This is a genomic window from Nocardia sp. NPDC049737 (assembly GCF_040674755.1).
In the GTDB taxonomy this organism is placed as follows: Bacteria; Actinomycetota; Actinomycetes; order Mycobacteriales; family Mycobacteriaceae; genus Nocardia.
Map to the genome: position 1 here is coordinate 111,194 of NZ_JBFANH010000020.1, position 25,017 is coordinate 136,210.

General features: G+C 66.0%; 25 protein-coding genes. 11 read left to right on the plus strand and 14 right to left on the minus strand.

Going from position 1 to position 25,017, the window contains the following annotated elements; all coding sequences use genetic code 11:
• Nucleotide 1: 1 nt before the first annotated feature.
• Genes AB0J47_RS25800 through AB0J47_RS25815 form a run of 4 tightly spaced genes read right to left on the minus strand, consistent with a single transcriptional unit; the run spans nucleotide 2 to nucleotide 2,453 of the window.
• The gene (locus AB0J47_RS25800) at nucleotides 2-532 is read right to left on the minus strand and encodes a copper resistance CopC family protein (RefSeq protein ID WP_364351142.1); all 531 of its coding nucleotides are present in this window, start codon (nucleotides 530-532) and stop codon (nucleotides 2-4) included.
• A gap of 20 nt (nucleotides 533-552) precedes the next feature.
• Nucleotides 553-1,212 (minus strand): YcnI family protein, encoded by a 660-nt coding sequence (locus AB0J47_RS25805; RefSeq protein ID WP_364350941.1) that lies wholly within the window; start codon nucleotides 1,210-1,212, stop codon nucleotides 553-555.
• Between the two features lie 42 nt (nucleotides 1,213-1,254).
• Nucleotides 1,255-1,794 carry a hypothetical protein gene (locus AB0J47_RS25810; protein WP_364350944.1) on the minus strand — a complete coding sequence of 180 codons (540 nt, stop codon included), beginning with the start codon at nucleotides 1,792-1,794 and terminating at the stop codon, nucleotides 1,255-1,257.
• Nucleotides 1,795-1,802: 8 nt separating this feature from the next.
• The gene (locus tag AB0J47_RS25815; protein WP_364350947.1) at nucleotides 1,803-2,453 is read right to left on the minus strand and encodes a DUF6474 family protein; all 651 of its coding nucleotides are present in this window, start codon (nucleotides 2,451-2,453) and stop codon (nucleotides 1,803-1,805) included.
• A 465-nt stretch (nucleotides 2,454-2,918) separates the two neighbouring features.
• Between AB0J47_RS25815 and AB0J47_RS25820 the strand changes: the two genes are divergently transcribed.
• The 4 genes from AB0J47_RS25820 to AB0J47_RS25835 all read left to right on the plus strand — a co-directional run bounded on the left by AB0J47_RS25820 (nucleotide 2,919) and on the right by AB0J47_RS25835 (nucleotide 8,208).
• Nucleotides 2,919-4,616, plus strand: a complete 1,698-nt coding sequence (locus AB0J47_RS25820; protein ID WP_364351145.1) for a TM0106 family RecB-like putative nuclease — start codon at nucleotides 2,919-2,921, stop codon at nucleotides 4,614-4,616.
• Nucleotides 4,613-6,568, plus strand: a complete 1,956-nt coding sequence (htpG, locus tag AB0J47_RS25825) for a molecular chaperone HtpG (protein ID WP_364350950.1) — start codon at nucleotides 4,613-4,615, stop codon at nucleotides 6,566-6,568. Before AB0J47_RS25820 ends, htpG begins: the two co-directional genes overlap by 4 nt.
• Nucleotides 6,569-6,815: 247 nt before the next feature.
• Nucleotides 6,816-7,298, plus strand: coding sequence for an N-acetyltransferase (locus AB0J47_RS25830; protein WP_364350953.1), 483 nt, complete (start codon nucleotides 6,816-6,818; stop codon nucleotides 7,296-7,298).
• A gap of 91 nt (nucleotides 7,299-7,389) precedes the next feature.
• Nucleotides 7,390-8,208, plus strand: a complete 819-nt coding sequence (locus AB0J47_RS25835) for a methyltransferase domain-containing protein (RefSeq protein ID WP_364350956.1) — start codon at nucleotides 7,390-7,392, stop codon at nucleotides 8,206-8,208.
• A 121-nt stretch (nucleotides 8,209-8,329) separates the two neighbouring features.
• Here the strand turns inward: AB0J47_RS25835 and AB0J47_RS25840 are convergent, their stop codons facing one another.
• Nucleotides 8,330-9,097 (minus strand): SDR family NAD(P)-dependent oxidoreductase, encoded by a 768-nt coding sequence (locus AB0J47_RS25840; RefSeq protein ID WP_364350959.1) that lies wholly within the window; start codon nucleotides 9,095-9,097, stop codon nucleotides 8,330-8,332.
• A 176-nt stretch (nucleotides 9,098-9,273) separates the two neighbouring features.
• Between AB0J47_RS25840 and AB0J47_RS25845 the strand changes: the two genes are divergently transcribed.
• Both AB0J47_RS25845 and AB0J47_RS25850 read left to right on the plus strand, forming a co-directional pair.
• Nucleotides 9,274-10,152, plus strand: a complete 879-nt coding sequence (locus AB0J47_RS25845; protein WP_364350962.1) for an SDR family NAD(P)-dependent oxidoreductase — start codon at nucleotides 9,274-9,276, stop codon at nucleotides 10,150-10,152.
• A 35-nt stretch (nucleotides 10,153-10,187) separates the two neighbouring features.
• A complete protein-coding gene (locus AB0J47_RS25850) occupies nucleotides 10,188-10,862 on the plus strand; it encodes a TetR/AcrR family transcriptional regulator (RefSeq protein ID WP_364350965.1) in 675 nt (224 codons plus the stop codon).
• A gap of 120 nt (nucleotides 10,863-10,982) precedes the next feature.
• On the opposite strand, the gene AB0J47_RS25855 is transcribed toward AB0J47_RS25850, so the two are convergent.
• From AB0J47_RS25855 to AB0J47_RS25865, 3 genes are all read right to left on the minus strand, one after another.
• Nucleotides 10,983-11,699, minus strand: coding sequence for a TMEM165/GDT1 family protein (locus tag AB0J47_RS25855; protein ID WP_364350968.1), 717 nt, complete (start codon nucleotides 11,697-11,699; stop codon nucleotides 10,983-10,985).
• Between the two features lie 707 nt (nucleotides 11,700-12,406).
• Complete coding sequence (locus AB0J47_RS25860) at nucleotides 12,407-12,934, minus strand: peptidase (RefSeq protein WP_364350971.1); 528 nt, start codon at nucleotides 12,932-12,934, stop codon at nucleotides 12,407-12,409.
• Between the two features lie 304 nt (nucleotides 12,935-13,238).
• Entirely contained in the window at nucleotides 13,239-13,862 is a 624-nt protein-coding gene (locus tag AB0J47_RS25865; RefSeq protein ID WP_040685719.1) for a superoxide dismutase, read from the minus strand.
• A gap of 287 nt (nucleotides 13,863-14,149) precedes the next feature.
• Here AB0J47_RS25865 and msrA point away from each other — a divergent pair, with 287 nt between their 5' ends.
• Nucleotides 14,150-14,857, plus strand: coding sequence for a peptide-methionine (S)-S-oxide reductase MsrA (gene msrA, locus AB0J47_RS25870; protein ID WP_364351148.1), 708 nt, complete (start codon nucleotides 14,150-14,152; stop codon nucleotides 14,855-14,857).
• A gap of 47 nt (nucleotides 14,858-14,904) precedes the next feature.
• Here msrA and AB0J47_RS25875 read toward each other — a convergent pair whose 3' ends face one another.
• Nucleotides 14,905-15,516 carry a hypothetical protein gene (locus AB0J47_RS25875; RefSeq protein ID WP_364350975.1) on the minus strand — a complete coding sequence of 204 codons (612 nt, stop codon included), beginning with the start codon at nucleotides 15,514-15,516 and terminating at the stop codon, nucleotides 14,905-14,907.
• A 529-nt stretch (nucleotides 15,517-16,045) separates the two neighbouring features.
• On the opposite strand from AB0J47_RS25875, the gene AB0J47_RS25880 reads away from it, so the two are divergent.
• The 4 genes from AB0J47_RS25880 to AB0J47_RS25895 all read left to right on the plus strand — a co-directional run bounded on the left by AB0J47_RS25880 (nucleotide 16,046) and on the right by AB0J47_RS25895 (nucleotide 19,480).
• Nucleotides 16,046-16,417, plus strand: a complete 372-nt coding sequence (locus AB0J47_RS25880; RefSeq protein ID WP_364350978.1) for a rhodanese-like domain-containing protein — start codon at nucleotides 16,046-16,048, stop codon at nucleotides 16,415-16,417.
• 169 nt (nucleotides 16,418-16,586) lie between these two features.
• Nucleotides 16,587-17,621 (plus strand): DUF4328 domain-containing protein, encoded by a 1,035-nt coding sequence (locus tag AB0J47_RS25885; RefSeq protein ID WP_364350981.1) that lies wholly within the window; start codon nucleotides 16,587-16,589, stop codon nucleotides 17,619-17,621.
• Nucleotides 17,618-18,385 carry a glycerophosphodiester phosphodiesterase gene (locus AB0J47_RS25890; RefSeq protein WP_364350984.1) on the plus strand — a complete coding sequence of 256 codons (768 nt, stop codon included), beginning with the start codon at nucleotides 17,618-17,620 and terminating at the stop codon, nucleotides 18,383-18,385. The genes AB0J47_RS25885 and AB0J47_RS25890 overlap by 4 nt, the downstream gene beginning before the upstream one ends.
• 174 nt (nucleotides 18,386-18,559) lie before the next feature.
• Nucleotides 18,560-19,480 (plus strand): DUF5926 family protein, encoded by a 921-nt coding sequence (locus AB0J47_RS25895; RefSeq protein WP_364350987.1) that lies wholly within the window; start codon nucleotides 18,560-18,562, stop codon nucleotides 19,478-19,480.
• A gap of 281 nt (nucleotides 19,481-19,761) precedes the next feature.
• Here the strand turns inward: AB0J47_RS25895 and AB0J47_RS25900 are convergent, their stop codons facing one another.
• The 5 genes from AB0J47_RS25900 to AB0J47_RS25920 all read right to left on the minus strand — a co-directional run bounded on the left by AB0J47_RS25900 (nucleotide 19,762) and on the right by AB0J47_RS25920 (nucleotide 24,737).
• On the minus strand, nucleotides 19,762-20,310 hold the full coding sequence (locus AB0J47_RS25900; protein ID WP_364350990.1) for a ferritin: 549 nt from the start codon (nucleotides 20,308-20,310) through the stop codon (nucleotides 19,762-19,764).
• Between the two features lie 71 nt (nucleotides 20,311-20,381).
• Complete coding sequence (locus AB0J47_RS25905; protein ID WP_364350993.1) at nucleotides 20,382-20,930, minus strand: ferritin; 549 nt, start codon at nucleotides 20,928-20,930, stop codon at nucleotides 20,382-20,384.
• A gap of 10 nt (nucleotides 20,931-20,940) precedes the next feature.
• On the minus strand, nucleotides 20,941-22,317 hold the full coding sequence (locus tag AB0J47_RS25910) for an LCP family protein (RefSeq protein ID WP_364350996.1): 1,377 nt from the start codon (nucleotides 22,315-22,317) through the stop codon (nucleotides 20,941-20,943).
• A 110-nt stretch (nucleotides 22,318-22,427) separates the two neighbouring features.
• Complete coding sequence (locus AB0J47_RS25915; RefSeq protein ID WP_364350999.1) at nucleotides 22,428-23,216, minus strand: CPBP family intramembrane glutamic endopeptidase; 789 nt, start codon at nucleotides 23,214-23,216, stop codon at nucleotides 22,428-22,430.
• 759 nt (nucleotides 23,217-23,975) lie between these two features.
• A complete protein-coding gene (locus AB0J47_RS25920) occupies nucleotides 23,976-24,737 on the minus strand; it encodes a DUF2470 domain-containing protein (protein ID WP_364351002.1) in 762 nt (253 codons plus the stop codon).
• Nucleotides 24,738-25,017: the final 280 nt, after the last annotated feature.

Below are 25,017 nucleotides of genomic sequence, written 5' to 3' on the forward strand. Positions count from 1 at the left end.
CTCACCGCTGCGATTTGCGGCTCCTGCCGCCGAACAGGGCGAATGCCAGCCCACCGCCGAACAGGACGACCGCGCCGATGATGAAGACCCACAGCGGAATTCCGTCGGAATCGCCACCTCCGCCGGAGTTGTTCTGGGCGTTGGCCTTCGGGCCCGGGGTTCCGTTGCCCGCCTTGGTGAGGGTGAAGGTCCGCTCACCCTTGACCGGGTGGCCGTCGGCGGAGGTGACTCGGTAGCCGATCTTGTAGACGCCGGTCGGGCCGAGTTCGCCGACGGCGACGCTCACGGTCGGGCCGTCCACCTTCGGGTCGCCCTTGGACCACAGATTCCCGTCCGGCCCCACCACGGTGAGTGCTGGAAAGCCTTCCTGCAGTGGTTCGTTGAAGGTGATGCTCACCCGCTCCGGACCGGTTTCGATACTCGCGCCGTCGGCGGGCACGCTGCTGACCGGCGTGGAATGGGCCGCCGCCGTTCCAGCCGCGAGCGCGCCCATGCCGAGAAAGAGCACCCCCGCGACCAACCCGCCGACCATGCGACGCAGGGCGGTGCCACTCATGCCCGGCGTCCGCGGATCACATTGCCGAGACCGAGCGCGACGCCGAGCAGGCCGAGTGCGAGACCGATGCCGCCGAGCCAGCGCGCGGTGTTGTCGGTGTCCTTCGATTGCTCGGAGGCGGCGGCCGAACTGCCGACGTGGTGGCCGTCATGGCCGTCGCCGGTGGCCGCCGCGAGGGTCAGCGTCGGTGCCGGATGTTCGGGTTCGGAACCGTCCGCGCCCATGGGCTGATCCCACTTGACGACCTTGCCGTCGCTGTAGGTCTGAGTTGCCGGGAAGCTGACCTCGTTCTGGGTCGGCAGCGGTCCGACCGAGAGGACGAAGCGCTGGAACTGGCCGGGGCGCACACCGGGCGTGCCGGGATCAGCGGTCCAGGTGACCGAGGTGGCCTCGGCCTTGTCATTGCGGTCGACCTTGGAGTTCCAACCCGGAATGGGTTCGGTGCGGGCGCTCTTGAGATTGGGCAGGGCGACGGTGAGGGCCGTGGTGTTCGCGGTCTCCGATTCGGTCGGCACCTTGAAGGTGATCACCGAGTAGTCGCCCTGCGTCGCGCCGGGTGCGTCGGCGGTGACGTGTGCGGAGGCGGTGCCGCCCGCGAGGAGAACGAAACCGGCGGCGGCCACGGCCGTGCAGGCGCGCGTGATCTGCGTACGCATGGGTGAAGTGCTTTCTGTCCGAAGGGGTTTGGGTGTGGCGGATCAGGCCGACACCGGAGGCGCGCGCGGACCGATCGCGCCGTTCGGATGAAAGCGGTAGGGCCGCGGAACTGGATCGGACCAGCGAACCGGGCGGGTGAGCACGAGCGGTGATCCGGTGGCGGAAACCGCGCGAATGACGCTGGATGCCATCCCGTAGAGCCGCTCGGCCATCAGGATCAGCGCGACGCAGCCGAGCGTTGCGCTCGAGTGCGCCAACAACATCCAGCCGGTGGGCAGATACCGGTCGACTTGCGGTGCGGCGGCGTGGGTGTGGGTGTGGTCGATCAGCCCGGAGAGCACCGCATGCCCGGCGAGCTGTCCGAGCGCGAGCGGACCGAGTACGGCCCAACGGCCGTCGGTGCCCTGCCACAGTCGCCCCGCGGCCCAACCCGTCAACGCCGAAACAAGCAGCAGCAGTGCGGATTCGGCCGAATCCGGAAATCCACCACCCGCCGCACCGTGTGCGGCGATGGCGAGCGCACCGACTGTGCCGCCGACCAGACAGCCACGCGGGCTGCCGGAGGGCTGGCCGGGAGACATCGGGTGGATCAGCTGACGCCGAGGCGCGCCAAGACATCCGCCTCGATACCGGACAGCTCGCTCGAAATCGACGCGTGTACGGCGCGACGGCGCGGCGCGGGCATCTGTTCCGCGGTCCGAATCGCGGCGGTCAGATTGCCGAGTCGATCCTGGGTGGCGGCGACGAATTTCTGGGTCTCGCCCTTGCCCGCCTTGTCGCTGGACTGCGTGCCGATCTTGTCGAGGGCGGCTTCGGTATTGGAGATCCGCGCCTGCAGTCGACCGCCGTGACCGCTGAAGTCACCGAGCTGTTCGACGCCGATGCCGAGCTGATGCGCCCGACGGGTATCGATCCGGCCGCGGATATAGGTCGCGGCACGGTAGGCCAGCGGTGCGAGTACGGGCACCAGCACCCGAGCCACACCGAGGTACTTGCGGACCTGGCTCGCGGTGAACGGATCCCGCTCGGCCTTGGCCGCCACCTTGAGTGCTGCCTTCTCCTCTGCCTGCAATGCGGCGATCTGCGCCTTGGCGACCTTGCTCTGGGTGCGGGCCTCCGCGCGGCGGGCCTTGCGGTCGTTCCTGGCGCCGAGTTTCGCCTCCATGGCGGCCTTGTGCTTGAGGGCCTTCGCCTCGGCCCTGCGGCTCGGCCGCCGCTTGCGCTTCGTGAACAACCCCATCGAGGCCCTCCTGTGTCGAATTTGCCGCGCCTGCGGCCCGGCGTGTTCGCGGTCCCCCGGTGTCTCGCGGCCGACCCTTTCGAGCGACCTGCAAGCAGTCGCTAGCGGCGCGGTCGAGACTCGCGACTTCGTCGCGTGCGCTTCGACCGCTCGACCGCGAGACGGGCCGCGAACGTCGCTCGTAAGACTCGCTCCGAACGGGCTGCGTTGATTCCGAACGGGCTGCGTTGATATTGAATCATCTCGCTGCTCGTCTACCGGGCACAGGTCTACCACGCCGCTCACCGGTGTACCACGCGACTCAATGGCTGCTGTGCGACTTGGGGGCCGACCACGTCATGCGATCACAGAGTTGTCAGAGGTCTGGACCATACTGCGTATGTGTATTCGGGCAGCGGTGACCGCGAGGGTCGCAATCACGAAGGCGTAGCCGACGAGCGGCAGACCGAGTTGAATACTGCGCCGATGCCCGCCGAGCCGACCGCATTCGTCGATGCCAGAGCGTTGATCGGGTGTCGGCACCGCTTGCATTTGAACGCCGCCAATCCGGACCTGCTGACCGGGGTGATCGAGGATGCCGGGGTCCGTCAGCGCCGGGAGGCCGCGACCGCGCATCGCGCCAGGGTGCGTGAAGCGCTGATCGCCGCGGATCCGGACAACTGGGTGGTGATCGATCCGACGTTACGCGCCGGGGAGCGGGCCGCGGCCACCATGCGCGCGTGTGCCGAAGGCGCGCAACACATCTGGGGCGGACTGCTGCCGCAGGAGCCGGATACCGGCCGCCGCGGCGGCTCGGAAATCCTGCTGCGTGACCGTGATCGCGGCGGCTACATCCCGGTGATCGTGGTCAATCACAAGGTCACCGATCCGCGGCAACCCGAACCGGCCGATTTCCACCCCACCACCTCGGACCCGTATCACTGGGATCCGCAACCGGACCCGCATCGCAAACTGCGCCCGCAGCCCCGCGATCAACAGCGGCTCGCGCATCTGTACCGGATGCTGCAGCGGCACGGTCTGGCCAGTCCGGCGCTGGTCGGCGGCGTGATCGGCTACCACTTCGACCGCATCCTGGTGCACGATCTCGGCCCGCTGCTCGCCGATTACGACCGGCGCTATGCCGATCGAATCGCGGTGGTGCGCGGGGAATTGCCGACGGTTCCGTCGAAGGTGCCCGAATGCCGCCAGTGCCCGTGGTGGACGCGCAAAGCACCCGCCGATGAGGCGCGGGTCGCGGGTCAGAGCTGTGAGGGCTGGCTGACCGAACATCGGGACGTGAGCCTGGTCGCGCCCGGTTCCCGCGCCGAGGTGTTGCGCGGCCACGGCGTCGAGACCATCGACGATCTGGCCGCCTGGGTCGGCGACGATCCGGAGGACTGGCAGCACGGCCCCTTCGATGAGGCCGTGGTGACCGCACGTGCCTGGCTCGCGGGTGCACCGCTGGTGCGCCGGGTCGAGCGGGTCTGGGTGCGCCGGGCCGATGTCGAGGTGGATGTCGATCTGGAGAGCTTCCAGGAGTACGGCGCATACCTGTGGGGCACGCTGCTCGACGGCGTGTACCGCCCGTTCGTCACCTGGGATCCGCTGCCCACCGAGGATGAGGGCCGCTCCTTCGGCGAATTCTGGACCTGGCTGATGACCGTCCGCGCCGAGGCCATCGCGGCCGGGAAAACCTTTGCCGCGTACTGCTATTCGCGCACCGCAGAGGACAAATGGCTCTACGAATCGGCGCGCCGGTTCGCGGGTCGGCCCGGGGTGCCGACGGTCGAGCAGGTGCGCGCCTTCGTCGACGGACCACAGTGGGTGGATATGTTCCAGGCCGTCTCCGATCAGTTCATCTGCCCGAACGGCAAGGGACTCAAGAAGATCGCGCCGGTGGCCGGCTTCTCCTGGCGCGATCCGGAGGCGGGCGGGGAGGCGTCGATGAGCTGGTATCGGCTGGCCGTCGGCTACGAGGGCGAACCCGATCATGGTCAGCGCACCCGGCTGCTCGAGTACAACGAGGACGATGTGCGGGCCACCATGGTGCTGCGCGAATGGATGCATCCACGCCCTACGCGCTCCGATGATCCCCATCGCGCCGACGTCGAGGTACCCGGCTTGGCCGACTTCGGGCAGATGTCGGCGATGTCGGATAGGCGCGGCGGTACCATCGCGACGTGACAGAGCACGTCGAACAACTCGAGTTCCAGGCAGAAACCCATCAGCTCCTCGAGCTGATGATCCATTCGGTCTACTCCAACAAGGACACGTTCCTGCGGGAGCTGATCTCGAACGCCTCCGACGCGCTGGACAAGCTGCGGCTGGAGTCCTTCCGCGATAAGGATCTGCACGTCGATACCGCCGATCTGCATATCGAGCTGGCGGTCGACAAGGACAATCGGATCCTGACGGTCAGGGATAACGGTATCGGCATGTCCCGCGCCGAGGTGGTCGATCTGATCGGCACACTCGCCAAATCCGGCACCGCGGAGCTGCGTAAGAAGCTGAACGAGGCCAAATCCGAGGCGGCCGCCGAGGAGCTGATCGGCCAGTTCGGCATCGGCTTCTATTCGACCTTCATGGTCGCCGACAAGGTCACCCTGACCACCCGCAAGGCGGGCGAGACCGAGGGCACCCGCTGGGAGTCGGCCGCGGGCAGCTCGACCTACACCATCGAAACCCTCGACGAGGCCCCGCAGGGCACCACCGTATCGCTGCATCTCAAGACCCCGGACGAGGAGGACCATCTCTTCGACTACACCCTGGAGTGGAAGCTCCGCGAGATCGTCAAGAAGTACTCCGACTTCATCGCCTGGCCGATCCGCATGCAGGTCGAGCGGACCGTCACCGAGGGTGAGGGTGAGGAGAAGACCGAGAAGACGATTCTCGAGGAGCAGACCCTCAACTCCATGAAGGCGCTGTGGACGCGCCCGAAGAGCGAGGTCAGCGACGAGGAGTACAAGGAGTTCTACAAGCACGTCAGCCACGGCTGGGACGATCCGCTGGAGATCATCCCGATGAAGGCCGAGGGCACCTTCGAGTACCAGGCGCTGCTGTTCGTTCCCTCGCACGCGCCCTTCGATCTGTTCACCCGCGAGCACAAGCGCGGCGTGCAGCTCTACGTCAAGCGGGTGTTCATCATGGACAACTGCGAAGAGCTGATGCCGGAATACCTGCGTTTCGTCAAGGGGGTGGTGGACGCGCAGGATCTGTCGCTCAATGTCTCCCGCGAGATCCTGCAGCAGGACCGGCAGATCCAGATGATCCGCAAGCGCCTGGTGAAGAAGGTGCTCTCGACGGTCAAGGAACTGCAGGGTGCGGAAGATCAGGAGAAGTACCAGACGTTCTGGAAGGAGTTCGGGCGCGTCCTCAAGGAGGGCCTGCTCTCGGACTTCGACAACCGCGAGACGCTGCTGCAGGTTTCCTCGTTCGCTTCGACCAACTCCGAGGAAGAACTGACCTCCCTCGCCGCCTACGTGGAGCGGATGAAGGACGGTCAGGACGCCATCTACTACATGACCGGCGAGACCCGTCAGCAGGTCGAAAGCTCCCCGCATATGGAGGCCTTCAAAGCCAAGGGCCGCGAGGTGCTGATCCTGACCGATCCGGTCGACGAGATGTGGGTCGGTTCGGTCACCGAATTCGACGGCAAGCCCTTGCAGTCCATTGCCAAGGGCGAAGTCGATCTGGAGACCGAGGAGGAGAAGAAGGCCACCGAATCGCTGCGCGAACAGCAGGACAAGGACTTCGCCGAAGTGCTCGGCTGGCTCGGCAAGACCCTGGACAACGTCAAGGAGGTGCGCCTGACCAACCGGCTCACCACCTCGCCGGCCTGCCTCGTCGGTGATGTCTTCGACTTCACCCCGATGCTGGAGCGCATGTACCGGGCCTCTGGTCAGCTGGTGCCCGCGTCCAAGCGAATCCTCGAGCTCAACCCGACCCACCCGTTGGTCACCGGCCTGCGCGACGCCTATGACACCCGCAAGGACGACGCCGACGCGGGTAAGGTGCCCGAACTCACCGAGACCGCCGAATTGCTCTACGGCACAGCGGTTCTCGCCGAGGGTGGGGAACTCGAGGATCCGGCCCGCTTCGCCCAGATCCTCACCGAGCGCCTGACCCGCACGCTCTGAAGGTCGATCTGCCAGGAATGGGGGAGACATAACCAGTGAGCGGCTCACATAGGTTCCCAACCTGTGTGAGCCGCTCCCTAGGTCTGCGACGACCCGCCAGGTTGTCGGACGAGACAACTGATTTCCATGGCACATGGGTAACTCATCGGGGACGGGCTAAGCCCTGCACCGATTCACCGCTGGGCGCCAACGCGACTATCGTGGCACTTGATCTGGCTTGAATATGCGGGGAGGCGGGCTAGCTAACGTGCCGAATGCGAACGGACCGGTCATCCGGGCCGCACGTGCCGATGACTACGACGCCATCGCCACCGTTATCGATGACTGGTGGGGGCGCTCGGTGTTATCGCATCTGCCCAGATTGTTCCTCGATCATTTCTACCGGACCAGCCTGGTCGCCGAGGTGCCCGGCGCCGGACGGCGGGAACCGACCGACTGGCTGGCGGGCTTTCTGATCGGGTTCCTCTCGCCGTCGGAATCCGATGAGGCCTACATCCACTTCGTCGGCGTCGATCCGCAGTCTCGCAAGAGCGGTCTCGCGCGCGAGCTCTATGAGCGGTTCTTCGCGATAGCCCGGGCGAATGACCGCCATATCGTGAAAGCGATCACCTCGCCCGGCAATGACGCGTCGATCGGCTTCCACCGGCATCTGGGCTTCACGGTCGTCGGACCGGTGCGCGACTACAACGGACCAGGGCATCATCTGATCACCTTCGAACGCAAGATCTGATCTGCTTCGCGCACAGTGAGATCGGGCGAAGTTGGTAGGGTCCGGGGGTATCGCCCGGTTAGCCTTGGACGGTCGAAAGGATCGTCAGCTGATGTCTGGTAACCCGCTTGCCGCCGCCGAACCGTGGGATCTCGTCGCCGACGGATATGCCGAATTCGGACCCGCGATCATGGCGGCTTTCTCCGCATATGCCCTCGAACTCGCTGGACTTTCGGCGCAATCGCGGGTGGTCGATGTCGCGGCGGGGCCGGGCACGCTGAGTCTGCCCGCCGCCGAGCGAGTGGCGCGGGTATCGGCCATCGACTTCTCCGAGCCGATGATCCAGCGACTCACCGAGGACGCACGCGCCGCTGGGCTGACCAATATCGAAGCGCGGGTGGGGGACGGGCAGGCGCTACCGTTCGACGACGCGAGCTTCGATGCCGGTTTCTCGATGTTCGGGCTGATGTTCTTCCCGGATCGGGCGAAGGGTTTCGCCGAATTGTTCCGGGTACTGCGTCCCGGTGCCACCGCCGTTGTGTCGAGCTGGGCACCGGTGGCCGAATCGACCCTGATGCGAATGATGTTCGGCGCCTTCGCCGCCGCCGACCCGACCATCTCCGAACCCCAACCCAACTTCCTCAACCTGGAAAATCCGGAGGTCTTCGCGACCGAGATGCGCACCGCGGGCTTCGCCGGGGTGAGTATCCAACGTCACACCAGCACACTGAGTTTCGCCGACTCCGACGAGATGTGGGAGACCATGGTGCGCAGCAGTGCCCCACTGCTGCTGATGCGCCGCACCGTCGGCGAGCAGGTATGGGCCGAACGCGTCGCCCTCATGCGCGCCTATCTCGCCGTCAACTATCGCCCGAACAAACCCCTGTCCACCACGGCATTCCTCGGCATCGGGCACAAACCGACCCTCTGAGACCGGTGGGGGTACGCCCAAAAGCCGAATGGGTGCCCGACCGCCGGCCTTACGATCGACGATCTGGGCACCCAACTGCTATGGGCCTGAATATCCGGGGAGGCGGACGAGCGCAGGCTCTTTAGCGGGGAGCCATGCGCAGCGCGCCGTCCATGCGGATGGTCTCGCCGTTGAGGTAATCGTGCTCGACGATGTACTGCGACAGCTGCGCGTACTCGTCCGGACGGCCGAGGCGCGACGGGAACGGCACACCGGCCTCGAGACCCTTGCGGTATTCCTCGGTGACACCGGCGAGCATCGGGGTGTCGATGATGCCGGGAGCGATGGTGTTCACGCGGATGCCGAACTGGGCCAGGTCACGCGCGGCCGGGACGGTCATGCCGTGCACGCCGCCCTTGGAGGCCGAGTACGCGATCTGACCGATCTGGCCCTCGAACGCGGCGACCGAAGCGGTGTTGATGATCACGCCGCGCTGGCCGTATTCGTCGACCGTCTCGGTCTTGGCGATCGCGTCGGCGGCCAGGCGCATCACATTGAAGGTGCCGAGCAGGTTGACGGTGATGACAGTGCGGAACAGCTCCAGGTCGTGCGGGCCGTTCTTGGACAGGATGCGCCCGGCCCAGCCGACACCGGCGCAGTTGACCACGATGCGCAGCGGCGCACCGGATTCGACGACCTGCGCGACCGCGGCGGCAACTTCGTCGTTGCTGGTGACGTCGGCGGGGATCAGGGTGACGCCGTCGGGCACGTTATCCCCGGCGCGCTCGATGGATTGGGGTACGTCGAGTCCGAAGACGGTTGCGCCCAGATCGGCGAAACGCTTGGCAGTGGCGGCGCCGAGGCCGGATGCGCCTCCGGTGATGATGGCGGCGGAACCCGAAATCTCCACGATGGTCCTCTCGTTCGTGACAGCCAGTTGGCCCTTCGTCAATTGCACCCTAACCGGTGGCATGTGAGAAACCGATCACGGCTCCCTCGCACCCGATGCCGGCCCTATATAACACTGCTGGATAAACGGAAAATTATTTGCGAACATACGTGTTCGCGGCTGGTATCGTCGCTGGTATGAACCTGTTTTCCGCCGCGTCTATTAGCGGGCGCCGGATTCTGATCACCGGCGCGGCGCGCGGCATCGGGGCCGCACTGGCGCGGCAGTTGCACGCGAAAGGGGCGAAGGTAGCGCTGCTCGGGCTGGAGGCGGATCTGCTCGCGGAGGTGGCGCGCGAATGCGGGGACGCACCATGGCGCTACTGCGATATCGCCGATCACCGGCAGGTGGAGCGGGTGGTGAGCACGCTGGTCACCGAACTCGGCGGGCTGGATGTGGTGGTGGCCAATGCCGGGATCGCCAAACAATTGGCCCTGCTCGGCGGGGATCCGGCGGTCATCGAGGAGACGCTGGCGGTCAATGTACTGGGCGTCTACTACACGCTGCGTGCCGCCGGACCGCACATCTGTCATCCGAACGGATATGCGCTGGTCGTTTCGTCGTTGGCGGCTGCGGTGAATCTGCCTTTGGTCGGGGCATACAGCGCCTCCAAGGCCGGGGTGGAGGCGCTCGGCAATACGTTGCGGCACGAGGTCAGGCATACCGGTGCGAAGGTCGGTGTCGCGTATTTCGCCGAACTCGATACCGATATGACCGCGCGCGGCTTCGGTACCGCCGCCGCGCGAGCCATTCTCGGCCGGTCCACGGTGTCGGGAGTCGCACCACTCGGCCCCGCGATCGATGCGGTCGAGCGTGCTATCGCCCGGCGCAAGCGTCAGGTGGTATCGCCCTGGTGGGTAGCGGTGGCGTTGCCGTTCCGGCCGGTCGCGCAGCGCGTCATCGATATCGCGCTGCGCCGCGGGGTAGCGCGGGCGTTGCAGATCGCGCGCACCGAAGATGCGCCCTTCACCACCGACCAACCGGCCAGACCCCGCAAAATGGAGCGACCGGCGTAGCCGGATATTGCCCGCCCGACCCTCGGAGCCACTGAATGACCGAATCCGCCAGCCACGCACGCCAACTCCCGAGGGGGCGACACGGCCTGCCGCGGGAGGAGGTGATCGCCTCGCAGCGCGAGCGGATTTTGAGCGCGATGGCCGAGGCGATGGTCGAGAACGGATACGTCGGGACCTCGGTCGCGGCCATCCTCAAGCGGGCCGGGGTTTCCCGGGAGACCTTCTACGAGCAGTTCCGTTCCAAAGAGGATTGTTTCGAGGCCGCCTATGAGTGGGCCGTCGAATTGCTGATCTCGAATATCGCGAATGCGATCAGCGGCGATGCACGGGATTCGACAAACCCGGCCGATCCCGACCGGATGGGCCGAATCCTCGAGGCCTACTTCGACGGGCTGATCGCTGAACCCGCATATGCCCGCCTCTACCTGGTCGAGGTCTACGCGGTGGGCTCCAAGGCCGTCGCCCGCCGCACCCAACTGCAGGAATCCTTCGTCGCGATGATCGCCGAGGTCCTCGACGCCCGCACCGACCAACAGCGCTTCGCCTGCCAAACCCTCGCCGCCGCCATCAGCGCCATGGTCACCGCCCGCGTAGCGGTCGACGACCTCGACGGCCTCCGAGCCCTCCGCGAACCCCTACTGGACCTGGTCCGCCGCAGCGGTGACCTTTATGGCGAGGCAATGCTGCGTCAGTCCGAGGTGCGTGCTTGAGCGGCGGTTATGGGACTTCTGCTCGAGGCTGGCTGCCCGGCCACGGCGAATGGTCGAGCAGCGCCAGGCCGGGGACTTCTCTGGACAGCTCGAAACGGCCTGGGCTCGAAGCGCGATCGGTCAGCGCATCTCTTCGGCGGGTTCGGCTACCGCGGCAGGTTCCGAATCGCGCCGGGCGCGGCGCGAACGAATCAGCAGGGCAAGGCCCGCGGCGGTCGGGGCGAGGATGGCCAGTGCGCCACCGGTGAGGATGCCGAGGTCGGGGCGGGTGGCGGCGAGCAGGCTGGCGGTGCCGAAGTAGAGGAACAGTAGGCCGGAGCAGATGCCGATGACATGTTCCGGGAGATGTTTGCCGACCACGATGCCCGCGGCGATGGCGAGGGCATCGGCGGCGACCATGCCGATGGTGGAGCCGATCCAGACGCCGACCCAGCTGTTATCTGTGGCCAGAGCGGCGGTGGCGAACATGGTCCGGTCGCCGAGTTCGGCGAGCAGGAAGGCGGACAGGACCACGAGGAACGGCGCGGTTGTCGAACGTGGCGGCTTGGGTTCGGCCGGTTCATCCGCACTGCCGAAATGTTCGCGCAGGGTCCACAGGCCGACGGCCAGGAAGGTCAGCGCGGCGACCATGGTGATGGCCCGGGTGGGCAGTGCGGCACCGAGGAAGTATCCGACGCCGACCGAGATCAGGTGCACCGCCGCACTCGCGGTCGCGATGCCGCCGAGTACCACCCACCAGCGGTAGCGCAGCGCGAACGTCAACGCCATCAGTTGGGACTTGTCGCCCAATTCGGCGAGAAAGACGATTCCGACGCTCAGCAATATCGTCGCGATCATGTGGTGTGCACTCCCGGGCTCCGGCCTGCCGGCCCGGAGATCGAATTACGCCTCCGGCCGACAACGAAATAGTTGTCTCGGCCGAAGGTCTCGCCCACCGGATCTGCGCCGGTTCGCGCGACCGGGTCCGCGCCCTCGTGAGGCGGCGGGCCAGTATGTCGACAGCGCGATTGCGGGCTACTCCCCTTCGCTGCCATCGACTGTACCCTGCGGGCGCACTCGAGCCAAGCCGCTTTAATCGAAATCGCAATGCGCACAATAAGTTTGGCGATCCAACCGTCGAGTTTCGGCTGTCCTCACAGATCCGGCAGCACGCGCTTATCCAGAAGTGAGCTAGCCCTTGGCAATCTTCATGAGGTCACCGGATAGCGCATATCGGTCGGTGACTCGCACACGGAGGCAGTTACCGAATTGGCGCGGCTTTTGGCCGTAGCGCAGGCCACGTGCCCATTGTGGGCGGCTGAGACGCAATCATGCCCGTCGCCAGGTGATTTGGTCCGTCGCTATGACGGCACGATCGCACATTCGGCGTCTTCGGCACCGGGCTTGCCGGATCGGCGGTCGAGTCCGGGCTGTCGTATCGGCGTGCCGTCTTCTGGCACTTCCTGCGTACCAAAATCGGCCATTAGCTCGGATATTTCGGCGGAAGCGGCGCAGCACTGCGACCTGTGCGAGGCAGCCACCGAATACGCGGCGGTTGCGAGTGCTCAGGCGGCCAGCAGCATCGCCAGTACGGCGGTGTCGGGATCGCTGATCGGGTCCAGGCCAACCCGGCTCACCAAAGAGGTGACGGTGCCGTCGGATTCGGCCTCGGCCCAGGCTGCCCGATGCTCCAATCCCAGATGCGGGACGCCCGGCAGGAGCACGCAACCCGACGCCACTCCGACGCATTCCGGCAGCGACGGCCGGGTCTCCGAGGGCGGATGCAGCATCAACAGCGCCGCTGGCACATGATCGGCGAACCGGCCGGGCTCGAGCGCCTGATCACCGAGCACCGGCCCCTCGGCGAGGACCAGTCCGACGGTGCCCGGTGCCGGATCATCCGGTAGCTCTTCGCGCACACCGAAGACGGTCGAGGTGGTCAGCAGTCCCGGATACGAGGCGACCCGCACGGCGAGCACAAGTACCTGTGCCCATTCCTTGGTGGTGTCGGGCCAGCGTCCGGAGATGACGAACCCTCGCAGCGATCCGCGGGCCTGGAACGGCGTGATGCCGATGGGTCCGTTCGTTTGCATGATGCCTCCCGTGAGCTAACCGGGGGCGGCTTTGCCCGTCCTCGAACTGTGGATTCTCGAGGATGCGCCAAAACTCAGTTGGCACACAAGTACCAAAGAGTGCTAAGCGGACAAAACGAAGCATGTCGCAGGCGAGGGCATTGGTGTTTCGAGCGAAACGAGATCGAGCATGCGACGTTCGCGGCCCGGCTTGCGTCCGAGTCGTCGAAGCACATGCGACGCAGTCGCGAGTCTCGACGGCTCGGACGCAGCCACAAGGGGGCCGCGAACACGCAGCGCCGGAGGCGCCGCAATTGGACTCAGCTCAGCCGAAGATGAGGCCCTTGGCCTGGCCGACAGCGCGCGCGAAGCGCTCCTGCACGTCCTCCCAGTTGACGACGTTCCAGAACGCGGTCACGTAGTCCGCCTTGACGTTCTTGTACTGCAGGTAGAAGGCGTGCTCCCACATGTCGACCTGCAGCAGCGGGATGATGCCGAGCGGCACATTGGCCTGCTGGTCGTAGAGCTGGAAGGTCAGCAGCTTCTGGCCGAGGGTGTCATAGCCGAGCACCGCCCAGCCGGAGCCCTGCAGGCCGTTGGCCGCGGCGGTGAACTGGGCGCGGAACTTGTCGAACGAACCGAACTGGTCGTCGATCGCGGCGGCCAGCTCGCCGACCGGCTTGTCGCCACCGTTGGGGGAGAGGTTCTTCCACCAGATCGAGTGGTTGACGTGGCCGCCCAGGTGGAAGGCCAGGTTCTTCTCGTTCAAGAAGATCGCGCCGTGGTCGCCCGCCTCGCGTGCGGCTTCGAGCTTCTCCAGGGCGGTGTTGACGCCGGCGACATAGGCAGCGTGGTGCTTGGAATGATGAATCTCGTTGATCTGCCCGGAGATATGGGGCTCCAGGGCGCTGTAGTCGTAATCCAGATCTGGCAACGTGTACTCAGCCACGATGTCCCTTCCTAGTGTCTGGGCCGTGTGTGCCCTCGTCTCGAGCACACTCAACCATCATTCGTACACCCGCTGGTTTGCAACCGCGCTCCTTGCCCCCACATTCCGTCGCGTAACTTTCCCGGTCCGCGCGCTGGACGCTCGACGGAACGACTGATTTCATAAATACATGGGTAACTCGCCGGGTACGCCCAAAAGTCAACCAGGCACCGCACGCAGGACCTGAGACCAGGCCACGTGGCACTCGACTCGTATGGCCTGAATACGCGGAGAGGCGGATGAGCACCATGTCCTGGTACGACGAACTAGTCGGACGGGTCCATCTTCCCGAGCCAGAGATGGTGACGCCGGAGCGAGCGCTGCCCGGTCGTCCCGACCCGATACTGGTCTCGGGTACCCATTATGTGAACGGTCGGCCGATCCAGCCGCCGTTTCCGGAAGGTCTGCAGGTCGCGGTGCTGGCCATGGGTTGTTTCTGGGGTGCCGAGCAGGAGTTCTGGCAACTCGACGGTGTCTTCACCACTGCGGTCGGGTACGTCGGGGGATACACCCGGAACCCGACCTATGAAGAGGTCTGTAGCGGGCGCACCGGCCATACCGAAGCCGTGCTGATCGTCTTCGATCCGAAAGTCATCGACTACGCCGGTGTGCTGCGCCATTTCTGGGAGAACCACGATCCGACCCAGGGCATGCGCCAGGGCAACGATCGCGGCACCCAGTACCGCTCGGCGATCTTCACCGTCGACCCGGCGCAGGCGCGGCTCGCACACAGCACCGCGCAGGCCTTCGGCGAACGGCTGGCCGCGGCGGGCTACGGCGAGATCACCACGGGGATCACCGAATTGCCGGGACAGGGCGGCACGGATCCGCTGCGGGCGCTGCCCGAGTTCTTCTACGCCGAGAGCTACCACCAGCAGTATCTGGCCAAGAATCCCGGCGGCTATTGCCCGGTGCACGCCACCGGCGTCAGCTGTCCGGTCGGACTGGGCGCCTGAACCACACAACCGCACACCCGGTGACCGGGTGTGCGGTTGGCGGATGCTTACAGCTGCGGCACGATTCCGGCGCGCATAGTCCGCGGGTCGCCCTCGTCATGCGCCTTCCACCAGCGCACCCCGCCCGCGATGAATTCCTTCAGCGGGATTTCGGTGCCCTTGGCATCGTGAATCGTGATGCCGTCGAACCACACCCGCACGTCTAGTTCGCGCGGGTCGATGCCTTCCTCCTGGGAGAACTCGAGTACGTGCGCTGCGGCGTGCGAGGCGATCTGGGTATCGAAGCTGAGTAGTTCACCCCAGTGCACCCAGCTGCTGTCGTCCACATCGATGAATTCCCAGCCGTGCAGTCGTCCGCCGCCGAAGCTGCTGATTGCCGCGTCCAGATTGTCCAGCTGTAGCGGCAGCACCCTGGCCGCCACATCGTCCCACTCCTGAACGCGCAGCGAGGCCGCGACTCGACTGACACCGGTGAAGGTCAACTTCACGCGGTAGTCCTCGGGCGCGGGTCCTTCGGCCGGAAGCGTCAATACCTCCAGGTCGAGGCTCAGTTGCGCGTTCGCGGTATCGACCTGCACGCCTAGGCATGTGGCCTCGGACAGTGCGGTGTTGAGTGATGTTGTTTCCATTTTGTCGAGTAGCCCCCTGCTCACGTCCATGCGCCCAGGCTACCGACAGCACCTGCGGGAACCCGGTATTTCAGTTATTCGCTGGTGTTCTCGATTTTTCTTGGAACCGATCGGTGATGGGCGGCGTCCAAGTAGATATCGGGACCTGCACAGCCTCAGATCCCGAAGCAGCGGCGAATGACCGCTCCGGGATGGCAAGGAGGGGAGTCCCGGATCGGTCGTTCGTACCGCGACCCGATCCAGCAATCTTCCGGGATCGCCCGCCTGATGCCGGATTCAGTGCATTATCCCTTGTAGATCGACAGCTGGTTGGTAGTCAACGCCTGTGATCGGTGTGCTGTTCGATAGCTGTGGCCTGTGGATCAAGTTGTGGATTATGTGGATAACTTTGACCGAGGTATGCACAAGCGGCCCCGGAGCGGGGCATCGGACGGGAACCAGAAGCACAGAACATACCCGAGGTAACGTGCCGATGTCGAGGCCGTGAAGTACCCGTGGGGCACCGGCCTAGCGGGGCCGGAACTGCCCCGTGGTGCGCCACCCATGGCAGGATCGAAGCGTGACGAGCCCTGAAGTGTCGTCGGTGCCGGTGGAAGCCGTACCGGACGAATTCGATAAGACCGACCGTGTCGCCGCGGACGCCCCGGCGGCGATTCTGCTCGACGTGCGCGAGGACGACGAATGGCAGCTCGGCCACGCGCCGGGCGCGATCCACATTCCGATGGCCGACGTGCCCGCCCGGGTCGACGAGCTCGATTACGACGCCCAGCTGTATGTGATCTGCCGACAGGGCGGCCGATCCATCGAGGTGGTCAAGTACCTGGCGCACATCGGATACGACGCGGTCAATGTCAGCGGTGGCATGGTGGCATGGCAGCGGGTGGGTCGACCATTGGTTGCCGACGGCGATCACCAGGCGAAGATCTACTGAGGCAAGAGAGCGAGGCACGCGGCATGAACGTCAGGCCCGGAGGTGGCAGCCTGCGTAACCACGGAGGGCCCGGGCGTGCCGCAAAGGAGACACGCGGCATGAACGTCAGGCCCGGAGGTGGCAGCCTGCGTAACCACGGAGGGCCCGGGCGTGCCGCAAAGGAGACACCGTGAGTACGGCGGTACAACCTTGTGCGCGCTGTGGCGCGCGCTGGGCGGTGCAGACAACGCCGATGCACTGGTGCCCGCGCTGCCGTGGCGTGCTGTTGTCACCGGCGCCCATCGATGCCCCCGCCGAGCGGCGCAATTACCGATGGGTGGCGCGCCGCCCCGATCAGCGCGGCCGCAAGCTGAGCTCGGGTCGGCCGCGACCACCGGTGGAAACACCGCGCTACCAGCAGATTCCACGCTGGGGCCTGCTGGATCCGGCGGTCGAGTCCGCGCCTGCGCCACAACGTCCGCTGGACCGGCTGACCAATCGGGCCGGTGTGCTACTCATCGCGACCGCGGCGGTTTTCGCGGTCGCCGCCTGCGCCGAACTCGGGCGCTATCTGATCCTCCTGCGCAACCGCACCCGGTTGATCCCGTCATGGCTGCTACACATCTCCGATGCCATGGTGTGGCTTTCCGCATTGCTCGGGCTCACACTCGGGTTGATCACCGCGATCGCGATGCTCGGCTGGTTGATCGAAACGCGTCGGGCCGCCTTCGCCGCGGTCGGCCGCCGCGACCCACGGTTGGCCCGGACGCTCGCGCTCGGCTGTCTGATACCGGGGGTGAATCTATTGTGGCCCGGTGTTTTTCTCACCGAGACGGTCGCTGTGCGTCCGGCTCCGCGGACACTGCGGGCCGTGCGCATCTGGTGGGTGGGCTGGGTGCTCGGCGCGGGCTGCACGGTGGCGGCCCTGCTGTGGCGGACCGCGGATACCCTGCAGGCCAAGGCGGACAGTGTGCTGTTCACAGGGTTCACCGATCTGGTCGCGGCCGGGGTCGCGGTGCTGACCCTCTGGGTGCAGCGGTCGATGAGCGGTCGTGATCTGTTCGGCCGCACCAGGATCGCGCGCCGGTGGGTGATCGCCGTCGATCCGGCGGTGCCCGTCATCGAACCGGTGCAGCCCGGTGGCGGCGCGTCGAAGCAGCCCGAGCCGGTCGCGCTCGAAACAAGTACACCGCACCGTGAGCATGAGGAGGTTTTGGCCAAGTGAGCCAGGGCAGTCGCGCACCGTTCGTCGTCGCGCACCGGGGAGCGTCGGCGGCGCGCCCGGAACACACGCTCGCCGCGTATGAGCTGGCGCTGCAGGAGGGCGCCGATGGCGTGGAGTGTGATGTCCGGCTGACCAGGGACGGCCATCTGGTCTGCGTGCACGACCGCACCGTCGACCGGACTTCCTCGGGCACCGGACTGGTCAGCGAAATGACCCTGGACGAACTCGGGGGACTCGATTTCGGGTCCGATGGCGCACCCGCATCGGTACTGACCCTCAGCGAGCTGATCGAGCTGGTACTCGATTGGCGCAGTAGGCCGACCAAGCTGTTCATCGAGACCAAACATCCGGTGCGCTACGGCGCGCTGGTGGAGAACAAGCTGCTCGCCGAACTCCAGCGCTACGGCATCGCCACCCCCGCCTCCGCTGATCACTCCCGCGCGGTCGTCATGTCGTTCGCGGCCACCGCGGTTTGGCGGATCCGGCGTTCGGCACCGCTGCTGCCAACGGTCCTGCTCGGCGAATCATCGCGCTACCTGGGCGGCAGTGCCGCGACCACGGTCGGCGCCACCGCCGTCGGTCCCTCGGTGAAAACTCTGCGCGACCATCCGGACCTCGTCGACAAGGCCGCCGCCGCGGGCCGCGCCACCTACTGCTGGACGGTGGACGATCCCGACGATGTGCGCCTGTGCGCCGACCTGGGCGTCAGCTGGGTAGCCACCAACCACCCGGCCCGCACGAAGGCCCTGCTCGCGGCTGCCTGAGTCGAATCGGTTTCCACCGCTGGGCGAGCGCATAGCCGAGGACGAACGAACCGCTCGGGCGACCACGACGGAGCGAGTCTTACGAGTGGCCGTTCGCGAGACGCCAGGGGGCCGCGAACACGCCGCGCCGGCAGGCGCGGCAAATCGAACACAGCCACTGTAGTTTGACCTGCCGTGGGTAAAAGCAAGCGCAATAGTCCGAAGCCCGGAGGGAACCGGGCCCAGCGTCTCGCCGAGCGGCGGGCGGCTCTGGAACTGCAGGCGGCGCAGTCCGGTGCGCGTCCGTTCGAGGGGCTGGCAGCGGAGTGCGATCTGGTCGCGCTGCGCGAATTCGTGCCGTCGGCGACCGCGACGCTGCCGCTGTCGTCCGATATCGCGGCGGAGCGTTCCGTCGTGCTGGCCACGGTATTGCCGGGCGCGGTCGCCGGAATGGTGCGGGCGGGCGAGCCGCCGACCGGATACGTCGCCACGCAGGTGCAATTCCAGGGTCCGGATCCGGCCGCCGATATCGCGGCGACGATTCTGTGGACACAGTCCGCCGAACCCGGCGAATCGCTGACCGCGGCCGAAAGTGTCGAGGGCGGACCGCGTTTGGCCGATGTGATCGATGCGGACGCGCAGTTGGAACTGACCGTGCACCAGGACTTCGACTGGTGGGTCCCCGAGGGTGTGCAACCTGATCCGCAGGTCGCCGCGACCATCGAACAGGCCAAGCAGGCGATAATGCCGTCCGCGCGACTGGATCTCGGCGATTCGATCGGTGCGGGCTGGTGGGTCGATGCCGGTGATAAGGCACATCTGCGCTGGGTGCGCCCGGAGAACGAGGACGAGCTGATGCTGGCGCTGGCGCGGCTGCACGCGTCGGGCGGACTGCATCTCGGCGAGGGTTCCCGGTTCGCGGGCTCCTTCCGCACGCACGGCCTGCTGGTGCCGGTCTTCGACCTGGATCCGGAACTGCACGCCAGCGAGTGGACCAAACCGGCGATCGAATTCGGGGAGCGCCTGGCGGCAGCGCTGGCCGATGAGGCTCCGCTCTCGGCGGACGAGCGCCGTTCCCGAGACGGGCTGCGGTCGCGTCAGATCACTCTGCGGTGATTTCGAAAAAGCCACGAAGAATTTTGTGAAACACCCTCCTTTCTGATCGTTGCTCGGTTAGGTTCTCTGCATCACCGAAAGCTGGTGGTGGTGAGCGAAGTCTCACCGAAAGATGAGGAAAGTAGGACCATCATGGAAGTCATTCTGACGCTGCTCAAGACGCTGCTCAGCTCATTGAGTGCCGCATAAACCGTAATGCGGACCGCGGGGTTGCGACCCCGCTCGATTCATAGCGACAGGGCCGGCTCGTCGCGACGAGCCGGCCCTGATGAATCGCGAATTTAAACGCTGCCGCCCGCGGCAGAAGGAGCGCCGGAAGCGTCGCTGGGACCACTCATTTCCCGAGCGACGAAATCCTCGAGGTCGAACAGATTCGCCCCGGCGCGATCGGCGATGGTGAGCAGGGTCGTCATATTGGCGACCTCCTCCACCTGCTCCTTCAGGAACCACTGCATGAACTGTTCGCCCAGGTAATCGCCCTCTTCGCGAGCCGTGCTCGCCAACTGGATGATCTGGTCGGTGACGTTCTTTTCCTGCGCGAGGGCCAGTGCGATCGGTTCGCGAGCATTCTCGAAATGCGATTTCGCGGCGTCGATACCGGAAAGTTCGACGCTGATATCCCGGTCCAAGAAGTACCGCACGATCATCATCGCGTGATTACGCTCTTCGACCGCCTGCGCATAGAAACGCTTGGCCAGCTGCGGCAGATCTGCATTGTCGAACCAGACCGCGATCGCGATGTATTGATGCTCGGCATTGAATTCGTGCCGGATCTGATCGTGGAGCAGGCCGTGGAATTTGCTGCGTGGGGACTCCGGATGGCTGGACATGGTTGCGACATTAGCGCTGGTCAAGCCGCGTGTCATCCAAGTGCAGCCTTATTGAGGCTAGTATTGCCTAATTAATTTTTGGCCGCACCCGCCATTCTCGGGGCGGAAATATCGGCGCGCGGTGTGGTGCGCAGCTCGCGCGAGATGAAGTCCTCGACGTCGAACAGATCGCCCGCGGCACGGTCGATGACCGTCAGCAGGGTGGTCATCCCGGCGACGTCCTCCACCTGTTCCTTGAGGAACCACTGGATGAACTGCTCGCCGAGGTAGTCGCCCGCCGCCCGCGCGGTGCTGGCCAACTCGGTGATCTGCGCATTGCGGGCGCGCTCGGATTCCAGCAGGAAAACGACGGCGCCGCGCGGTGATTCGAAACTGGATCGCACGTTGTCCAAGCCGCCGACCTGCACTTCCAGATTGCGGTCCAGCAGGTACTGCACCATGCGCAGGGCATGCGAGCGGTGCTCGGCGGACTTGCCGTAGCTGTGCCCGGCCAATTGCGGAAGTCGCTTCGAATCGAAGTAGACCGCGGCCGCCAGATACTGCTGCGAGGCGGTGAAGCCACGACGGATCTGGTCGCGCAGCAGGTCCGGGAACGGCTCGTCGGCATCGGTATCTGGCATACGCCCGACGCTACCTCGTCAGCAGATCGTCCGGGATCGGTTGGTCCTTGGCGAGGTCATCGAAGAATTGACCCGCACGTTGCTTATCCCACAGCAATACATTTCCGCTATCGGTATCGGTGAAGCCGCCGATCGGGACGGTGGTCGCCACGGTATCGCCGCGCATCGCCCAGCCGAGCTGGCCCAGATTCCAGATGTGATCGCCCTTATCGACCTTCAACGATTTCGCGGTATCGCTGGTGAGCGGCCACAGCGTGAACGGATTGGCCAGCGTGCCTGCGCTGGTCGCCTTTTTCAGCAGGGCGGCCATGAACAGGCGCTGGTTGTTCATCCGGTCTATATCCGCGAGGGCGGTCGCACGGCTGCGAACGAAGCCCAGGGCCTGCGGACCGTCCAGGGTTTGGCACCCAGCCGCCAAATTGATGCCCGCGAGCGGATCGTCGATGGCCTTGGGCACACAGACATCGATGCCGCCGAGGGTATCGACGATGCCCGCGAAGCCGCCGAACCCGATCTGCACGTAGTGATCGATGTGCACGCCGGTGGCGGTTTCGACGGTCTGCACCAGCAGCGGCGCACCGCCGAAGGCGAAGGCGGCGTTGAGTTTGTCCTTGCCGTGGCCCGGAATGCCCACATACGAGTCGCGCGGCAGGCTGACCAGCGTGGTCGAACCCGACTTCGGGATATGCACGAGCATGATCGTGTCGGTGCGCTCGGGTCCGACCTCACCGCCGGTGGCGAGTTCCTGTTCCTGATCGGGAGTGAGCCCGGCCCGGCCGTCGGAGCCGACGAGCAGCCAGTTCGTGCCCGGGGTATCGCCGACGCGGTCGGAGTAATTTGCGAGTGCATCGATCCGATTGAGCGAGCCGTCGAGTTTGATTACCGCGCCGACCACCGCGAGGACCAGCACCACCAACAGCACGAGAAACCAGCGGAACAGGTGCAGTTTGCGACGGCGGCGCGGTGGGCCGGGTTCGCGTTCCCGGCGCGACGGCGGCAAGGAGGGTGGCGGCGGGGGGACCTCGCGGCGCGGACGCAAGTTCTGCGGGGCCTGGTAAGGAACCGGCTGCTGGGGCGGCGCATAGCCGGGGACGCCACGAGGCTCCCGGTACGGCTGCGGCTGCTGCGTCGGCGCATGGGGCGGCCTGCGTGGCGGCATTCGCGTTTCGGGCGGTACCTGCGAATATGCCAGTGGCTGTGCGGAATCCGATCCGTCGCGGCGGATGACCTTGGTGGGGTCGATATGCCTCGGATCCGGACCTGGTCCGCGACGACCCGGCGGATGTGGTTCGCGCCGCTGCGGCGGCATGGACGGCGCACCGGGATTTCCGAAGGGTTGCGGCACCCGGCGCGTCCGGTCGTAGCGCTGGGGGTCGTCGCCGTTCATCACACAGACTCTACTGTTCGAGGGCCGTCGGGGGGCTTGACGAGCGGCCGGAAGTGGGTGCGCTCGGGGTGAGCGCTCGTCGATAAATTCGCCGCGCGGACCCGCGGATGTTACGGCAACCAGGAAACGTGACCGCGTAGCAATGTATAGCCGATATAGGCGACCGCGTCGATCGTCGCGTGGGCCAGCACCAGCGGCCACAGCCGGTTGGTGCGCTGCCAGAACCGGCCGAAAATCACCCCCATGGCCAGATTGCCGAGCCCGCCGCCCAAGCCCTGATACAGGTGATAGCTCCCACGCAGCAGTGCCGAGGCCAGCAGCGACCGGTTCTCCGACCAGCCGAGCCTGCGCAATCGGGTAATGAGATAGGCCACCACCAGGAGCTCCTCGGCCGCCGCATTCGCACAGGCGGAAACAATGAGTGCGGGCAAGCGCCACCAATGGTCACCGAGTGAACTCGGCACGATCGTCACGCTGAATCCCAGCGCATGTGCGGTCAAATACAGCCCGAGCCCGGGCAGCCCGATGATCGCCGCGAGGATCAGCCCCGGCAGCACATCGGAACGCCAGCGGACCCTGGCCAACCCGACCATCCGCGGCCCGCTCCCGCTGCGCCACAACAGATACAGCCCGAGCGCCCCCCACCCGGCCAGCCGCAAGGCACTGAGCAGCTGGAACAGCAGGTCGATGGTCGATTGCGCCGCCCGCGTCGGATTCAGCGCGACCGTCTGCCCGCCCACCCCGCCCGGCGACAGCGCACTCTCGAGCAACGACAGCGCCGCATTCAAACCACTCAGCCCGAACGTCACCACCAGCACGACCAGGATTTCGAGCCGAATCCCAATCCGCTCCCGATCGGTCAGCTCGGGCTCGTCCCCGGCACCGGTCTCAGCACGCATGCGTCCGAATCTATTGCCCGCACCGTTCCGGCGTGTGCTGTGCGGGACGCGTCGGGTTGATCAGTGGTTTTGTCATCGCGATCGCGGTCACCCCCGATCCGCTGATCGAACACCACCACCATGCCGGGCGGGCGCGGAGTCGCCGCACCGCCGCAGCCTGCGACCAACAGGTATGGCGCAACGAATTCGCGTTGCGGACGGCATTGTTGCTGGTTCAAGATCGGTTGCTCCGGGTGCCGGGTCGCTTGCTGGGTGTCGCCTCACTGGCGAGGCGTGGCCGCTGTGGCCGCCGTCGGGGACGGTGGTGGTGTTCGATCAGCGGTTCGGGGTGGCGCAGCGAATCCGTGTTGCGGACGGCATTGTTGCTGGTTCAAGATCGGTTGCTCCGGGTGCCGGGTCGCTTGCTGGGTGTCGCCTCACTGGCGAGGCGTGGCCGCTGTGGCCGCCGTCGGGGACGGTGGTGGTGTTCGATCAGCGGTTCGGGGTGGCGCAGCGAATCCGGGTTGCAGACCGCATCGTTGCTGGTTCAAGATCGGTTGCTCCGGGTGCCGGGTCGCTTGCAGGGTCTCGCCTCACCGGCGAAGCGTGGCCGCCCGAGATGGTGGCCCTGTCCGGTGCTGCCGGTTGGGTTGGTACGCGTCTGCTCGGTGAGGTGCGTCGCTGCTGACGGTCGAGGCGGGTGATCTTCGCTGCGGTGTACCTGCGGGGCGGGTTGCGGTGCACCGGGTTTCGGTACCTGGCGCAGGCCGGCGGTCCGCATCAGATTCGGCGCAGGCCGTTCAGGAAGGGACAGCCTGCGAGGGTGCGTACAGCGCGGCTGAGGGATTCGATGTCGTCGGCGGGGGAGTTGAACGGGAGGCGGAAGTCGTGGTCGCCATCGTGGCCTTCGATGCGCAGGGTCACGCCGTAGCGGTCGATGGCCAGTGGGTGCACGGCGCCGGTCTGCAGGCGGGGCGGGAGGTGGCGGGCGAGTTGGGCGATGATGTCGGCGTGGTCGGTGTCCATATGCTGCAGCCAGGCCGATTCCAGTGCGCAGAAGGGGTCCGGTTGGGCCAGTCGGAGTTCGTCGACGCAGACGGATTCGGCGCCGGTCGAATCGGCCAGCACCGCGGAGTTGATCATCACGCGTAACAGGGTCGAGCTGTAGCCGACATCGAGCAGGTCGGGATGCGGATAATCTCTGGCGACCTCGGAGGCCAGCGCCCGCAGCGCCTGCGTCGGCACCGCCCGCACCGACCCGCGCAGCCACACCAGCGCCCGCACCGGTTCCCGCAGCGGCAGTGGCGCGTGATCAGTGAGCTCCAGCACCGCCGGTGCACCGCTCTCCCCCGAATTCCCGGCCAATACCGCCGCCATGGACGCGGTCGACACCGCGATCACCGCATCTCCGCACTGCCGCACGTGATGCACCGAAATCGGCGTCGGGTCGATGCCCGGCATCGCCAACACCGCCTGCTCCGCATGGGCACATGCACTGCGAACCCGCTCAGCGGTAGACGGTGCAACAGTCGGCTTCAGCATGCAGACCTCCGAGTCACGCGGTGCAATTAGGTTACCCTAAGCTAAGTCAGGCTCCCGCTTTCCGCAAGCGCTCCAGCCTCGAATCCCCCTCGATCTCGACCTGTCGCCGCACCGACGGTGTGCGTCCCAGCCCATGCGGGAGTCCTTCGCGAGCGGGCAGAAGAGAGCGCGTAGACCGCACGTCCGCGTTCAGCTGACGACGTCATTTCGCTAAGACGGCACCCGGTTCAGCTGTTCTGCAAACTCGCGATCGGCCGCGGGAGGTTCAGCGGCGGCCTGG

What these genes read in the sequence shown, in the direction of transcription:
- AB0J47_RS25860 (WP_364350971.1), bottom strand. Translation starts at nt 12,934, where the DNA reads ATGCAAACGAACGGACCCATCGGCATCACGCCGTTCCAGGCCCGCGGA.
- AB0J47_RS25920 (WP_364351002.1), bottom strand. Translation starts at nt 24,737, where the DNA reads ATGCTGAAGCCGACTGTTGCACCGTCTACCGCTGAGCGGGTTCGCAGT.
- AB0J47_RS25815 (WP_364350947.1), bottom strand. Translation starts at nt 2,453, where the DNA reads ATGGGGTTGTTCACGAAGCGCAAGCGGCGGCCGAGCCGCAGGGCCGAG.
- msrA (WP_364351148.1), top strand. Translation starts at nt 14,150, where the DNA reads ATGTCCTGGTACGACGAACTAGTCGGACGGGTCCATCTTCCCGAGCCA.
- AB0J47_RS25820 (WP_364351145.1), top strand. Translation starts at nt 2,919, where the DNA reads ATGCCCGCCGAGCCGACCGCATTCGTCGATGCCAGAGCGTTGATCGGG.
- AB0J47_RS25850 (WP_364350965.1), top strand. Translation starts at nt 10,188, where the DNA reads ATGACCGAATCCGCCAGCCACGCACGCCAACTCCCGAGGGGGCGACAC.
- AB0J47_RS25805 (WP_364350941.1), bottom strand. Translation starts at nt 1,212, where the DNA reads ATGCGTACGCAGATCACGCGCGCCTGCACGGCCGTGGCCGCCGCCGGT.
- AB0J47_RS25900 (WP_364350990.1), bottom strand. Translation starts at nt 20,310, where the DNA reads ATGTCCAGCCATCCGGAGTCCCCACGCAGCAAATTCCACGGCCTGCTC.
- AB0J47_RS25810 (WP_364350944.1), bottom strand. Translation starts at nt 1,794, where the DNA reads ATGTCTCCCGGCCAGCCCTCCGGCAGCCCGCGTGGCTGTCTGGTCGGC.
- AB0J47_RS25875 (WP_364350975.1), bottom strand. Translation starts at nt 15,516, where the DNA reads ATGGACGTGAGCAGGGGGCTACTCGACAAAATGGAAACAACATCACTC.
- AB0J47_RS25835 (WP_364350956.1), top strand. Translation starts at nt 7,390, where the DNA reads ATGTCTGGTAACCCGCTTGCCGCCGCCGAACCGTGGGATCTCGTCGCC.
- AB0J47_RS25800 (WP_364351142.1), bottom strand. Translation starts at nt 532, where the DNA reads ATGGTCGGCGGGTTGGTCGCGGGGGTGCTCTTTCTCGGCATGGGCGCG.
- AB0J47_RS25905 (WP_364350993.1), bottom strand. Translation starts at nt 20,930, where the DNA reads ATGCCAGATACCGATGCCGACGAGCCGTTCCCGGACCTGCTGCGCGAC.
- AB0J47_RS25910 (WP_364350996.1), bottom strand. Translation starts at nt 22,317, where the DNA reads ATGAACGGCGACGACCCCCAGCGCTACGACCGGACGCGCCGGGTGCCG.
- AB0J47_RS25855 (WP_364350968.1), bottom strand. Translation starts at nt 11,699, where the DNA reads ATGATCGCGACGATATTGCTGAGCGTCGGAATCGTCTTTCTCGCCGAA.
- AB0J47_RS25915 (WP_364350999.1), bottom strand. Translation starts at nt 23,216, where the DNA reads ATGCGTGCTGAGACCGGTGCCGGGGACGAGCCCGAGCTGACCGATCGG.
- AB0J47_RS25845 (WP_364350962.1), top strand. Translation starts at nt 9,274, where the DNA reads ATGAACCTGTTTTCCGCCGCGTCTATTAGCGGGCGCCGGATTCTGATC.